Origin of the sequence: Kitasatospora sp. NBC_00070, from assembly GCF_045041205.1 — a bacterium.
GTDB lineage: Bacteria > Actinomycetota > Actinomycetes > Streptomycetales > Streptomycetaceae > Kitasatospora.
On record NZ_CP108247.1, the window covers coordinates 1,645,555 to 1,660,609 of the forward strand.

Consider the following 15,055-nt stretch of genomic DNA (forward strand, 5'->3'; position numbering starts at 1 on the left):
GCTACGGACGCGGCGATTTCTGAGTGAACCTCGGCGGGTCGGCCACGACGCCCGGGTCTCCCACGCGACCGAAGGCAACACCCGGCTTGCCGAGCGACTCGGCGACCCCCGGGACGGCCGGCTGACCCAACGGCGCCTCATGCTGGCCGACGTGCGAGGTGCCCACCACCACCACGTACCGGCCACCGGCCACCGCCTGGTGAGCCCGAATCACCTCCACTGCGTAGGCGTTCATCCGCTTGGCACGCTCGTGGAGGTGCGGTGCCACCTCGCCCTCCGTAACCGGGCTCATGGGCGGGCGGCGGGCCGGGTAACCGTCGATCAGCTGGACGCCGACGCCGCTGGTCCGAGCGGCGATGAGGGTGTCCCGCACCGAGTTCTCCACGGGCGTGTAGCGCGCCTCGTACTTGACGAGGTACTCGGCAAGCCGGCCTTCCGGCCGGGAGGTGGGATCGGGGTTGTTCATGAACGCGTCCAGCTCGGCCTGCAACGCATCGTCCCGGAAGCTCTCCAGATACAGCGTCTCCATCTGGGCGGCGCGCAGCGCGGGCATCTGCTCGGTGAGGAACGACCAGGTCTCCGGGTCGGTGTGCGTCTCACCGAGGACGAATCCGTCGAAGCCGTTCAACAGGGCAACGGCCTGTCCACCCGCAGTCGGGCTGCCCGCCAGGGCGGCACCCAACAGTTGCCCGTCCACCGGCTCCAGTTGCTCCGCCGCCAGCACCTCGGCGAAGGCGTCGACCTCGGTGTCCCTGAGGTCCTGCTCCGCCCAGTACGCCTGGGTCTCCGGGTTCTGGCGCCCGTACTCCGCCAGGAAGTTGCCGTCGGAGAGCGCCAGGTGCTCGTCCATGTTGGGATAGCCGTCGCGGCGGGACACGCTCCGGATCAGTGTTCGTGCTGCTCCGGCGACCCCGACGTAGCGGTCGTTCAGCGTGGTCGGATCGAGCCTGGACGTGAACCGGCCACTGGCCGGGTCGTAGCTGACGTCGGGGTTGGCGGGGTCACTGCCCAGGTGCCAGACACCCGCGACCTCCCTGCCCCGCCCCAGCGCAACCTGGTTCTTCATCGCGACCTCCAGGCCGACCGTGGCATTCGTCCGCGCAGTGTCGGCCTGCCGGTGATCCTCCATCCGGGTTTCCCAGACGCCGTGGGCCGGGGTGCACGGCAGATACGCAGCCCAGGACCTCGACGGCCTTGGCGGCCCCGGCGGGTAGGTCACGGTGGTGGAGGGCCCGTTCGGGTTGGTGTGCGCCACACCCGGTTCTGCGGGAGCGCGGCGGTCGTCGGCGGGGTTGTGATCGGGGCCGTTCGGGTGTGCGGTCGGCCTGCGCTCGGGGTCGAGGGGGATGGCGAAGACCCCGTTGTCGCCGTTGTGCAGGGGCTGGTCGCTGCGCTGACCGGTCTGGCCGTCGATGTACGTGACCTGGCCGTTGTGGTTGACCGCGTTCCAGGCGTGGGCACGTCCGTCGGCGTCGGTGGTGATGATGACGGCCTGGGAGCCGTGGCCGTTCTGCCGGAGCGTCAGTTCCAGTCGGTCGAACGCCTCCCGGCCGCTCCCGAGGTCGGCGAACTTCGCGCCGAGGGAGCTCTCGATCCGGTCGCGGCCGCCCGCCTCGCCACCCGGAGACGGCGGGGTACGGGGGGCGGCGGCCGTGGGGCGCCCGAGGTAGGTGTCGACGATGGAGAGCGCGACGTCGACGCAGTTGTTCCCGCGCCCCGGGGCCGTGGGACCGTCGCCGTTGACGGCACCGATCCAGCCACCCTCGTACGGGCTCGGGTGCACCACCGGTGCCCCGTCCACGCGCGGTACCGCACCGTCGATCCGGGCCTGATCGGCTTCCGTCGGCTGCATCAGCCCGTCCGAACCGCTCGGCCGGTAGGCCGTGGCCGGGCGGTACTCCGCAGGGGCATCGTGCGCTGCGGGGTGGGCGGTCACCTCGGCCGTCAGCTGGTCCAGCCACCGGTCCTCGGGGGTGAACCACTTGAGCTGCTCGTCCACCGTCTGCTGGCGCTCGCCGGCCTGCTTCCAGTCGTTGCCCAGACCGGCCACGACCTGGGCCGACAGCATCGCCTTGGTGTCCTCCACCACGGCGGTCCGGCGCTGCTTCGCCTGGGCGGCGAGACTCCCGAGGTCGGCGAAGGTGGTGGGCACCCGCTGGTTCCCCGGCGTCTGCTGCGGGGACCCGGCCGGTTGCTGCGGCGGCATCGCCACCGGGTTGGTCCCGGTGAAAGGCGCCGTCGAGTCCATGCCCGCCAGCGTGCGGAGTGCGTCGCGCTGGGCCTCCATCTGCTGCCGGACCAGGCCGAGTTGGTCCGCCACCTCCTGCTTCCCCGCCGGGGTCCAGTACGGCTTCGCGAGCAGCTTCGTCGCGGCCCGGTCGAACTCGCCCAGTTCCTTCTGCGCCAGGCCCGCGTAGATCCGGGCCACCTGCGCGGCCTGGTCGCCCTCGGTACCCGGGGTGAGCTTCAGCGGACGGGTCCGGACCGTGCTCACCTGCTCGTTGCCCTTGTCCTCCCGGTTCTCCTGGCTGACGATGTGCCAGCCACCGTCGCTGTCCTGCCAGAGGGTGTTGGTCACCTCGAAGGTCTTGGTCTTGTCGCTGTCCCCGGTGTCCGCGCTCTCGTACTCCTCCCAGCCGAACCAGTCGGTGGGGCGCTGGTCGCGCCGGAACAGGGCGGCCTTCGTGTTGGCCACGTTGCCGTTCGGCGACTGGTAGTGCCAGGCGGTGAGGTGACCCGGCCGGGCACTCGGGGTCACGGCGAGGGCACACCCGTTCATCGTGGGTGTGACGACGAGCTTCGACGGCCCCGAAGTACCGTCGCCGGACAGCGGGATGTCGGCGTGCCCGATCTTGCCCAGGTCGATCCGTTGGACCCCATCCGAACCGGTCACCGTGGCCGGCAACCCGACCTTGAACGGGATGTACCCGGACTGCAGGTAGTCGGCGTCGGGGCCCACCGGAGGCAGCGGCTTGTTCCCGATCAGCGTCCGGATCTCACTGTTGACCGCGGCGTACTTCTCGAGCGCCGGGGTGAGGACATAGGCCGGTTTGTCGGGGGTGCTCCGGGACGGGTCGGGGACCATGGTGAACCAGTGGTTCGTCTGTCCGTCGACCAGCTTCTGGAGGTTCGCACGGTCGGACGAGCTGAACTGGTCTCCATGGCGCAGGACCAGGCCGGCGTCGACGTTGGTGAAGACCAGGTTGTCGGTGAAGAAGGTCTTCGGGTCGGCCGCGAGCGAGTGCTCGGTCGTCAGCGGCCCTTCCGGTGCGTCCGATCCATCCTGGTCCTGCTCTTGGTCTTGGTCTTGGTCCTGACCGTCCGTCGGGCCGTCCTGGTCGTTCGGCGCACTGTCCGAGCTGGACGATTCCCCGAGATCGGTACCGGCCGGCTCCGCGAAGCTCTTCCGGTGCCGGTCCATCGCCTCCAGCTGCTCGTCGCTGAGCTCGAAGCCGAAACCGTCCGTCTCAGGCTGCACGGGGTCGCGGACCAGGGCGAGCCGCTGCATCAGGCTGTACGGGGTGACCATCTCGAACCGGGGAGCCTGGCCCGACTCCTGAGCACTGGGGCCGACCACGGCGACGCCTTCGTCTCCGAGCCGCTCCAGCAGCGGAATCGACGGATCATGGTCAGGCCAGTCCGACCTTCCGAGGCGCTTGCCCGTCTCCTCCCAAATGACCCGCTCCCGCTCCGGAGACTTCATGTCCCACGTCGCCTTCTCAAAGGTGACGAGGTCGAAACCATCCATGTCCGGGCGGAGTTGCACGTCGAGGAGCTCGTAGTCGGTCGCCTTCTTCTTGCCCATGGGGTTGTAGCGCCCCTGGTTCTGAAGGTTCTCCCTGAACTCGATCTGCGCGTCCAGCTCTACGATCTTCTTCTGGGCAGGCCGGATCTGTTCCTGCGAGGCGCCCTCCTCCATGAGCCTGTTGAGCTCGTTCCTGGGCTCCATCCTGGCCTTCTTGAGGCCCGCGATGTCCTCGGCGATCTGCCAGTCCATGTAGCCGGTGGCATCGTTCGGCGACGAGGCGCTGTAGAACCCGAACCAGTGACGATCTTCGCTCTTCTTGATGGAACTGTCGGGGAACTTTCCAGCCTTGAGGTTTTCGGTCTTCGCCGTGGCACCGGCGTGATAGAAGATCGTCTGGTGCTCCAGCTTCTGGACCCCCTCCTTCGCTGGCTGGAACTCGGACAAGGACGGATGCCCTTCAGGCACCTTCACGTCATCTGCGTGACTGCCTTCGTCAGTGTCGTGCTCGACCTCTTGAACGCTGTTCTCGGCTTCTTCATCGCTGTCGCTGTGCTCGACCTCTTGGTCGCTCTCGCTGTCCTCCGGCTCGTCGCTGTCGCTGTTCTCCGCCTCGTCGTCGCTGTCGCCGTGCTCTACTTCTTCGTCATATTTGCCGTAGTCATAGTTGTCGTAGTCGAAGTCGTCGTCAGTCGACTGCCCCGGGTCGCTGGAAGGCCGGTCCGTGGCGTCGGGCGCCGAGGTACTGGGCCTGCGGTCGGGGTCGAGCGGGATGGCGAAGACGCCGTTCTCGCCGTTGTGCAGTGGCTTGTCGGAGCGGTGGCCGGTCTGGGCGTCGATGTACGTGATCTTGCCGTTGTGGTTGACGACGTTCCAGACGTGGGAGCGGCCGTCCTTGTCGGAGGTGATGATCACCGCCTGGGAACCGTGGCCACTCTGACGGAGCTTGCTCTCCAGCCGGTCGAAGGCAGCGGGGCCGTCGCCGTAGTCCGAGAACTTGGCGCCCAGGGAGTTCTCGATCCGGTCGCGTCCGTTCCGCTCGCCCAGGTTGGAAGGGCGCCCGGCGTCGTCGAGGTCGGAGGTACGCGAGGCTGCGGCCGTCGGGTGGCCGGAGTAGGTGTCGACGGCGGCCAGGCCCACGTCGACGCAGTTGTTGTTACGGCCGGGCGTACGCATGCCGTCGCCGTTGATGCTCGCGTGCCAGTTCCCGCTGTTCGGGTCCGGGTGCACCTGCGGCCGGCCGTCCGGGCCGTGCGGGACCGCATTGTTGATCCGCTGGTGGTCGAGGTCCGACGGATCGACCAGACCACCCGGGCTTCCCTGCGGCCGTCCGTCGGTCGCGGGACGGTACGACGGGTCGGACACGGGTGACGGCCCCGGGGACCCCGTATCCGAGACGACACTGCCCGGCCGGTCGGTGACATGGTCGATCGAACGAGGAGCCGACGGAGCGTCACCGAACGGGGCAGGCGGCGTGTCGGTGCTGCCAGGGATCGACGGTGCGGACCGCGAGACCGCGGAGCTGTCACCGGTCTGTGAGCCCACCGACCCGGAGGACCTCGCCGAGGCACCAGTACCTGGCGGCGGCGGGGGCGGCGGCGGAGGACCACCGAGCCGGCTGCCCGGCGGCGGAGGCGGCGGCGGGGGACCCGACGGACCGCCACCACCCGGCGGCGGGGGCGGCGGCAGCGGAGGACCACCATGACCATGGCCCGGCCCGTTACCCGGCGGGGGCGGCATCGAGGGCTCCGGAGCAAGCGGCCGCTCCCTCGGATGCTTCGTCGCGTACGTCTGAAGGTACGCCTTGGCGAAGTTCTTCCGAGCCTTCGCCCCGACCTTGTCGGCTGCCGGCGTACCCGCGTACGGCGGGGCCCCGAGAGCGGCCGTGATGCCGTCGAACATCCGTTGCTCGTTGGGATTCTTGGGCAGCCGCACCGCTGCATCCCAGTAACCCGCCGGGGCGAGCCGCGCGGGCGGATTGATGTCGAGAGCGAGCTCGATGCTCGTCTTCTGGTCGAGCTGGAGGTTGCCCTGCCCATCGGCTCCGACATAGAAGACCCGAGGGTTCGGCCGATCGAACCTCGCCTCGTTGGTGAGGATGTTGTGGTACTCGATCAACGTGACGTTGTTCGTCCTCGGATCGATGTCGAAACCGTCCAGGACCTGCTGATGGTGTCCCAGCTCGTGCTGGATCACCTCCTCCTGCGTCCAGCCGTCCCGGTTGTCGGGGTGATCGGGGTCCACCGTCTGGTTGATCGCCAGTGCCTCGGGGCGGCCGTCCATGCTCGCGACATAGGCACCTCCGCCCAGACCGGTGAGGGTCTGGGTCGCGTCAACGGTGTTCCCGACCTCGGGACCACCGCTGAGGAGCGAGAGGTTGAGCCGGTGACCGGCCTCGGTCAGCGGAAGGTTGACCACTCCGGACGAGTACCGGGAGAAGGGGGTGGACGCCGTGACGCCGGTCGGTGCGAAGACCATGACCTGGGGAAGCTGATTCGGGTCCATCCCCAGGATCCGCCCGTACTCCGCCATGGCGTCCTTGGTGGGCACCGTGCCGGTGGGAGGCAACGACTCCGACCATTCGGTCAGCGGTGCGTCCGGCGAGGCGTCCGTCTCCGTGTCCGTGCCCGTGCTGGGAGGGACGGCGCCCGGCCTGTTTCCCAGGGTGTTGGCCGGATTCACCGGAGGCGCGGCGGAGTTCGTGGCGACCGGGCTCGCCGGGCGGGACGGCCGGGCTTCGGGCTGCGGGCCGGCCGGACGGGACGTCGACGGCCCGGCACCGGGCGCGGTGTGCTGCGGGGCCGGGGCACCGGGCTGGACCGTGGCGTCAGGAGTGACCTGCGGGGGTGCGAACTCCCCCGCAGGGCTGGGCGCGTAGCCCGGGGTCGACGGCGCGGTCCGCGCTCCGAGGGTTCCCACACCGGCGACCCGGGTGCCCGCCGGCTGGTCGTTCTGGTCGGTGTCCGGGGACTGGCGCTGGTGCGGCACATCGGCGGGCGGACCGTCGGAAGTGGGGCCCGTCCGGGGCGTGGGCGTCGGATCCGGGGTGCTGTCCGGGGTGCGCTGGGTCGGTGGCTCGTACGGGGTGAGCTGCGGGGACGTCTCGCCACGGGTGGGGGCCGGGCCCTGGTACGGGGCGCTGTCGGGGGTCGGAGTGACGGCGTCCCGGTTGGCGGAGAAGGTCCGAGGGGTGTCCTCGGAGTAGTTCTGACGGATGTTGTGCCCGTCGCTGCCGACATCCGACAGGTTGGACTGGTTGCCGGAGTTGCTGTTCGTGTCGGGGGTGGTGCCCTCGGAGTAGTTCTGACGGATGTTGTGCCCGTCGCTGCCGACGTCGGACAGGTTGGGCTGGTTGCCCGAACTGGTGTCCCCGTGGGAGTCGGGCTTGCTCGAACCACCGGATCCGTCGGAGTCCGAACTACTCGGTGTGTCCGAGGAATTGGAGCCGGAGGAGTTGGATCCCTCCCAGCCGTCGGACTTACTGGGACTGCCGGATCCGTTCGAACCGGATGAGCCGGAATCATCCCAGCCGTCGGACCTGCTGGGAGTACCGGAGCCGTTGGAGCCTGAGGAGTTGGAGTTACCCGAACCACTGGAGCCGCCGGAGCCCGACGAGTTGGAACCGCCCGAACCACCAGAGCCGGTGGATCCAGAAGAGGTGGAACCACCCGAACCACTGGAACCACCAGAACTGCCGGAACCGCTGGAACCGCTGGAACCGCTGGAACCGCTGGAACCCGAGGAGTCGGAGCCGCCCGATCCGGTGGAACTTCCGGAACCTCCCGAGGAGTTGGAGCTGCCCGAACCCGGGGTGTCGGAGCCACCCGCGAAGTCGGAAGCATCGGGGATGTCCGAGGAGTTGAACTTCCCCTTCACCGCGGACGCGCCACGCATGATGGCCGGGCTGCCCGCACCGCTCAGGGCGGAACCGCCCAGACCCGAACCGTCCACCTCACCCGTGAGCGCGAGCTGAGTGACCACGTCCGCACCGACATCGGTCAGCGCGCCCTCGACCATCTGCGCGGGCAGGGTGTCCATCTTCTTGCCGATCAGCTTGCCCCCGGCCGCGCCGAGGCCCTTGCCGATCAGGCCACCCGCCGCGCCGCCGATGGCGCCGCCGGCGGCGCTCATCCCGAGCTCCTTGCCGTCCAACTCCTTACGGTTGCCCGCCGCCAACTGGATCGACTGCGCCAGCAGGTTGATGGCGACCTCCTGGAAGGCCTCCTTCAACGCGTACTCGATGATCTCCTTCGCCAGCTTCTTCAGGATCGTCTGGACAGCGGTCTTACTCACCCCGATCGACGCCGGAATGGTACCCAGCGAAGCACCCGCCGTCGCCGGAGCAGCAGCCTCCGCCGTGGCGATCTCGAACGCCAGGATGCCCAGTTGGGCCACGATCGAGATCTTCGCGGTCTCGGTCGAGTTGGCCATCGCCTCCAGGCTGTCGGCCATCGCGTTGCAGGACTTCACCATCCCGGGGAAGAAACCGGGCTTGGACCCGTCCGCCGGCAGCACCAGCTTGTTCCAGTCCTTCTCCAACGCCTCGGCGGCGGAGCCCTGCTGACCGTCGAGCGCCCGTCGCACCGCCGAGTCCGAAGCCCGGCCGGCCTCGTCCAGTGCCTCGGCAGTAGCCCGCCAACGGCGGCCCATGTCCCGCATCAGGTCCTCTTCACCCTCCGGCCACCGCGTACCGGCGAGCAGGAGCAGGACCCACTGGAGGGGCTCGGGGAGTTCGACAGCCATGGTGGTTCAGTGCCTTCCGTTGAGCTTGCCGTTGCCGATGTCCCCGAGGACCACGTCGATCTGGCCGGTGCCGGGGGTCGGCAGTTCGGGCTTGCCGATCGTGCCGAGGCTGAACTCCTCGGAGCTGTCGTAGCTGTCGCCCAGGCCCTTGAGGATCTTGCCGATCCGCTCGACGATCTCCGGGAGCAGCTTCAGACCGTCGAGGATGTCCTTCTCGTTGCCGAGGTAACCCGGCTCCCCGTCCTCACCGTCGGCGAAGGTCTTGCCGTCGTCGTCGTTACCCCAGGGCGCGTTGGCACCCATGCCGTGCAGGTAGCCGCTCAGGCTGGTGTACGTCTCCTTGAGCTGGTCGGCCACGCCCAGAACCGGTCCGGCGGCGGCCCGGTACTGCTCGGGGATGGCGACGAAGCCGGCGCCCGCGCCGCCGCTCGGCGAACCGGCCGACCCTGCCTGCTTGGGGACCACCTTGTCGGCGCCCACCTTCAGCGCCGAGGTCACTCCGTCGCCCGAAGGGGCATCCATCTGCGTTGCGGGGATCGTCCCGTCGGAGCCGGACTTGGGCACCGCCGTCACCAGGTCACGCGCAGGCACACCCGCCTGCATCGCGGGAAACGTCCCGTCAGAGCCGGACTTGGGCACCGCCGTCACCCCCTCCCCCGCAGGCACACCGACCTGCAGGGCGGGGGTGGTTCCGTCCGGTGCGAAGCCCCCGACCCGGGTGGCGGGGAACGTCCCCTCGGGTGCTCCGGCCGCGCTCGACCGCGCCTCCGTCACCGTCCCGAACGGGTCCTGCGCCGCCATCGTGTGCATCTGCCGGGGCATCATCCGCTCGGCCGACTGCTCCACCGGGCTGAACAACGGCTCCGCCGCCTCCTGAACCGGCATCAACCGCTCCGAGGACCGCTCCACCGGCGTGAACAACGGCTCCGCCGCCCCCTGAACCGGCGCCAGCCGCTCGTACGACCGCTCAGCCGCGACCACGTCCTCCCCACCACCCCACAACGGCGCGGCCTGAGGCTCCATCACAGCCCGGCGCAGCGGTGTCCCGACCTGTTCAACCGGCCGGAACTTCGGCTCTTCTTCCATGACGGTCCCTCATCAGGTCTGTGTGGTATGGGTGCTGGGCGAAAAAGGAAGGGCGGCGGAGGGCTGGAGGTCCTCCGCCGCCCGGTCTCAGGGAAACCGGAACCAGGTCACGGCCTGGGCGGGCCACCACCCTCGGCACCGCCACCGGCGGCGATCCGGGTCAACGCCGCACGCAGGAACGGGCTCGGCACGTCGTACCCGCCCTCCTGCCGGATCGGCGCCGGCTCCACGACGGGCGCCGGGGCCTCGGCGACGGCGCCCTCCTCGTCGGGACGCCCCCGCCGCTCGGCCACCGAACGCGCCCGCTCCAGGTACTCCTCCTCCGCCGCGGGCACAGCCGGCGGTGCGGTGGCCGTCCCCTCCGGGGCAGGTGCCCCGACCGTCGTCGATGCGGCCGGGGTGTCGGCGGAGGTCACAGCTCCGCCCGCCTCCACCCCGGCCCCGGCCTCAGCCGGCTCGGCGCCCAGCAGCGCGCCGGCCAACTGGGCCATCAGATCGCCACTACCGCCCACCGCCGGCTGGGCCGCGGCAGCCGCCGCAGCCGCAGCGGCGGCCTCACCGGACGAGCCCCCACGAGCTTCATCCAGCCACTGACGCCGCATCCGTTCGAAATGCGGGTCACCGGCCTCATGGTCGACCTGCTCCCCGCCGACGACCCCACGGTCGCGGCGGCGCTTCTCCTTCTCCTTCTCCTCCTCCGAACCCAGCCGGGTCGGCCGCAGGAAACGATTACCACCGGCACCACCGGCACCCTTGCCGCCACCCGCGCCACCACCCATCGCACCCGCACCCGGCGCACCGGCCGTGCCACGACCCGCCCCGGCCCCCGCCGCCCCGCCCGCCATACCCGCACGGGCACCACCGGCCGCCCCGCCACGAGCACCCGCACCGGCCCCGCCGGCCCCGGCCAGCCCGCCACCGCGCCCGTAACTCCCCGCACCCGGCACACCACCGCCGAACGCGCCACCACCGCCCACGCCACCACCGGCACCACCACCCGCACCACCACCGGAACCCGCGTACGGCGTCAGCGTCGAACCCTCACCCAGACCCTTGTACCCGGGGTGACCGGCCAGGTTCAGACCCGGCGGCTGCACCGCCGGCTTGAACAGCGGCTTCCCGTCCGGACCCAGACCACTACCACCGGCGTACGGGTTCTTGACCGCCGGCGGCTTGTACGGCGCCACCTTCGGCGGCGTGTACGGCTTCGGCTTCGGACCACCACCACCGGCACCGCCGCCACCCGCACCGCCACCACCGGCACCCGAACCGGCGCCCCCACCACCGGCACCCGCCCCGCCACCACCGGCACCCGCACCGGGCGGCGGCGCCGAGTCGATACCCGTCGGCGGCGGCGTCGGCCCACCCGGCGGCGGCGTCTTCCCACCCGCCAGATTCGCGATCTGCGTCGCCGCATCCGTAGCAGCACCGTGATCGGCACCGGCCTTCAGCATCGTGTCGACACTGCCGGTGACATCCTTCACATACGCGTGATACGCCTCCACCGCCGACTTCACACCCGCCGACTTGGCGATGTCCTCCTTCTTGCCCGCCGGGTTCTGCTCGATGTACTTCTTCGCGTACTCCAACTGGTTGATCATCGTCGTCTTGGTGTCGGTGATCGCCGCCGCCGCACCCCGCAGATGCGCCTCGACCATCTTCCCCGCCGTCAGGATCGTCCCCGCGTGCGAACCCTCACCCACCCCGAACTTCTGCAGATAACGCTCGTAACTCTCCGCCGCCTCACCCGACATGTGCTCACACGCCCGCTGCGCGTGCGCCCAGATCGTCCGGATCCGGATGTCGGCGACGTCGTTGAACGTCTTCCACGCCGCCGCCAGGTCGTTGATCCGCTCCTCGTTGCCGTCGGGAAACTGCACATCCCCGCCGTCCGCGTTGCTGTGCAAAGTCTTGAGCACGTCCGCGAGCTCAGGAGGCAGCTCTTTCTTCACCGTTGGTCACTCGATTCCTGGTCGACGCTGTAGCACGGAGCAGTTGCACGGAACGGATCCCCGAAGGGATCACGGAAGGCCCGGACGGCCTCAGGTCAGCAGCGGCCCACGAGGACCCCGCGGCGGCGGCGCAGCCGACGGATCAGGCGTCTTGTGATGGTTGTAGTCCAGATTCGGACCCTTGGCCGGCGACACGTACCCCGGCCCCGTACCCGTCGACGGCGCGGGCGGCAACGGAATGTCAACCTCGAGGTTCTTCAACTTGTCCGCGTGATCGGAGTCGGTGTCCCGGTGACCACCACTCATCATCTTCAGATTCGCCGCCACCTTCGCGGTGTTGTCCAGGAACGCCTTGAAACCCTTCAGCGTGTTCTCCTGCTGCTCCGCCAGCCCGATCACCGACGCGGTCTTCCCACCCAGGGACTGACCCACCAGATCCGTCCCGTAGATCTCCTTGTTGATCGTCTTCACCAACGTGTCCAGCTTGATGAACGCCTCCTCAAGGTCGTCGTGCATCCGCTGGATCATCGTCGCGGAAGTCTCGACCTCCGCCAGGTCGATGCTGAACGAATCCGCTGCCATATATCCCAACCCCCAAGCGACTACACAGAGAACCAACCGAAACCAACCGAAAACCAACCACGACACTCACGACACTCACAGCGTCAACGCACCACCAGGACCCACCACGTACAGACCCGCCGCACCGAACGCGATCGCCAACGGGGTCCGGTCCAACGGCGCCTCGTTCACCAGCGCACCGCTGGCCAGGTGCCAGAGCCGGAGCGTCGAACCGGCGTCGCCGGCCGCCACCAGCACCTCGCCGTCCAGGTCCTGGCAGATCAGCGAGCGGACCGCGGCGGTGCCGCCGGGCAGGTCGGCGATGGCCTGACCGCCGACCACGTCCCAGCCCAGCACCGAACCGTCCGCGCACCCGGCCAGCACCACGGCCCGGCCGTCCAGGGCACCGACGGCCAGCTTCTCGGCCGACTCCCGAAGGCCCGTCAGTACCGGTCCGGCCTGGCCGCCGTCGAGGTCCCAGAGCCGGACGGTACGGTCCCGGCCCGCGCTGGCCAGCACCCGACGGCCGCTCACCTCACCGATCGCCAGCGCGGTCACGCCGTCCTGATGGGCCGCCAACTGCCGCAGCGGGACGCCGTCCCGGGCGTTCCTGATCCGGACCGTGCCGTCCGCGCCACCGGAGACCAGGACGGCCGCCGTACCGGGCACCGGCTCGCCGAACAGCAGCTCGGTGACCGGGCCGGTGTGCGGCGTCGGCACCGAGAGCGGCACGCCGTCGCTCAGCCGGTGGCAGCGCACCGCGCCGGCCACCGTGCCGCAGACCAGCACCGGTTCGCCCTCGACCGGCAGCACGGCCACCGAGCCGACCGGGCCGCCGTCGGAGTCCAGGACGTACAGCTCGGTCCTGGCCGCCGCGTCCCAGAGCCGGACCCGGCCGTCGCCGTAGCCGGCCACCAGCACCGGGCGTCCGTACAGGTCGCCGACGGCCAGCGCGTTGACCGGCACCGGGCCGGTGCCGTCCGCCCGCTCGGGCTCGTAACTGCCCACCGGCCGGCCGCCCTTGGTCTCCCAGAGCCGGATCCGGCCGTGCTCGTCGCCGCTGGCCAGCAGCTCCTGGCCGCCGACCCTGACGGTGACCAGCGCGGTCAGCCAGCTGCCGCCGGCCGGGCGGCCGCCGAGCGCGGTCTCCGTGTAGACGTCCCAGGTGCGCAGCGTGTTGTCGAGCGCGGCGGAGGCCAGCACCGGGCGGCCGTCCAGCTCGGTGAAGGCCAGACCGGTGACGGTGGCCGAGTGGCCGGTGAAGAACGCGACCTCGCGGCCGGTGGCCAGGTCCCAGAGCCGGATGTCCCGGTCCTGTCCGCCGGTGGCGAGCAGGGCCTGCTCGCCGAGCGGGAGCACCGCGAGCGCGGTGACCGGCTCGGAGTGGCCGACCAGCAGGTGGAGTTGGACCCCGGCTCCGGCGTCCCAGACCCGGACGGTGCCGTCCGGGGCGGCCGCCACCACCAGGTCGACCCCGGCGCACCGGGCGTGCAGGATCGACCGGGCACCCTCGCCGCCGAGCTCCAGCAGGCCCAGGCCCTTGCCGTCCTCGGCCCGCCAGGCCCGGACCTCGCCGCGCCGGCCACCGGAGAACACCAGCGGGACGCCCTGGACCAGCCCGGCGGCCACCACCTGTGCGCCCTCGCCGCCCGAAGTGCCGTGCACCAGCGTGCCGTCGGCGGCGTCCCAGACCTGCACCGCACCGTCGGCGGCGCCGACCGCGAACAGCTCCCGGCCGTCCACCACCCCGAGCGCGACCGCGCTCGGCAGCAGGCCGGCCTCGCCGTCGGAGCCGCCCAGCGAACCGCCGTCGGGCAGCCGACCGAGGTCGAAGCCCTGGCCGCCCTCGGCCAGCGCATAGGCGGGCAGGCCGTCCACGGTGCCGATCGCGGCGGCCGGGAGCACCGCGTCGGCGGCTTCCTCGACGATCGCCGACTCGACCACCGCGAGCGGGAGTTGGCCGTACTCCAGCGGCTGGAGCAGCTGGACGGCGAGCGCCTCCAGCAGCCGGGCCACCGGCGGGACGGGGGTCTCGGTGCCGTCGGTCCAGCTCAGCTCACCGACCGTCAGCCGCCGGGCCTCCCGGTCCGCGACCGGCTGCTCGGCGGGGGCGCCGGGGGTGGCGCGCAGGGCGGTCAGCAGTCGCTGCGGGACCGCCGGGTCAAGTCGGCCGTGCCGCACCGTGTCGCCCGCGGGCAGCTGCCGCGCGACCTGCAGCGAACCGTCCTCCTCGATCGTCAACTCCATCCGGCCGACGGCCAGTTGACGCGATCCAGCGGTGAAGCGAATGGTGCCCGACACAATGCCCCCAAAGAACGTCCGGGTCGGAGAATCAGCAGTCAGCGGAAGGGGCCCGCCAGTCGGGCCGGTGGGTGGTCAGCAGAGCTCGCCGGGCACCACGGTGGCGTACACGGCGTCGTGCAGCGTCTGGGTGGAGGAGCTGCGGAAGAGCTGCGGGCGGAAGCCGGCCCGGCGGAAGCCGATGAAGGCTCCGACCACCTGGACGGGCATGTTGTCCGCCGCCGCGTAGGCGTCGATCCGTTCCAGCTCCAGCTGCTCGAAGCCGAACCGGCAGACCAGCCGGAGCGCACAGGAGGCCACCCGGAGACTGCGGGCGGCGGGCAGCAGCCAGACGGCGACCTCGGCCGCACCCTCCTCCGGCCGCAGGTCGGTGAGCTCGGCCCAGCCGACGGCGGGCCCGGGGCCGTCCAGCACCGCGAAGTACGCGGCCCGGTCGGCGGCCCACAGCGCGGGGGCGACCTCGGTGATCCAGCGCACCGCCGACTCCCGGTCCGGGTGCGCCAGGACGCCCTGCATGAACTCCCGCACCAGCGGGTCGCGCGAGCCGGCCAGCAGGGTGTCCGCGTCCTCGACGGTCGGGCGGCGCAGCTCCACCCGACCGTCCAGCAGAGCCGGAACGGTGCCCGACGAACTCAACCGGCGCACCTGACCCCCAGCCCTCATCGCG

The 15,055-nt window shown here is 70.7% G+C and carries 6 protein-coding genes; all 6 read right to left on the reverse strand.

The features are described from left to right. Position 1 precedes the first annotated feature (1 nt). The 6 genes from OHV05_RS07680 to OHV05_RS07705 all read right to left on the reverse strand — a co-directional run bounded on the left by OHV05_RS07680 (position 2) and on the right by OHV05_RS07705 (position 15,024). Positions 2-8,488: a toxin glutamine deamidase domain-containing protein gene (locus OHV05_RS07680; protein ID WP_405016978.1), complete on the reverse strand. Its 8,487-nt coding sequence runs from the start codon at positions 8,486-8,488 to the stop codon at positions 2-4. A 6-nt stretch (positions 8,489-8,494) separates the two neighbouring features. After that, positions 8,495-9,574: a hypothetical protein gene (locus OHV05_RS07685; protein ID WP_405016979.1), complete on the reverse strand. Its 1,080-nt coding sequence runs from the start codon at positions 9,572-9,574 to the stop codon at positions 8,495-8,497. A 107-nt stretch (positions 9,575-9,681) separates the two neighbouring features. Further along, positions 9,682-11,526: a hypothetical protein gene (locus OHV05_RS07690; protein WP_405016980.1), complete on the reverse strand. Its 1,845-nt coding sequence runs from the start codon at positions 11,524-11,526 to the stop codon at positions 9,682-9,684. A gap of 90 nt (positions 11,527-11,616) precedes the next feature. Beyond that, the gene (locus tag OHV05_RS07695) at positions 11,617-12,108 is read right to left on the reverse strand and encodes a hypothetical protein (RefSeq protein ID WP_405016981.1); all 492 of its coding nucleotides are present in this window, start codon (positions 12,106-12,108) and stop codon (positions 11,617-11,619) included. 75 nt (positions 12,109-12,183) lie between these two features. Then, the gene (locus OHV05_RS07700; RefSeq protein ID WP_405016982.1) at positions 12,184-14,388 is read right to left on the reverse strand and encodes a WD40 repeat domain-containing protein; all 2,205 of its coding nucleotides are present in this window, start codon (positions 14,386-14,388) and stop codon (positions 12,184-12,186) included. 75 nt (positions 14,389-14,463) lie between these two features. Then, complete coding sequence (locus OHV05_RS07705; protein WP_403038332.1) at positions 14,464-15,024, reverse strand: GNAT family N-acetyltransferase; 561 nt, start codon at positions 15,022-15,024, stop codon at positions 14,464-14,466. Between the last annotated feature and the right edge of the window lie 31 nt (positions 15,025-15,055).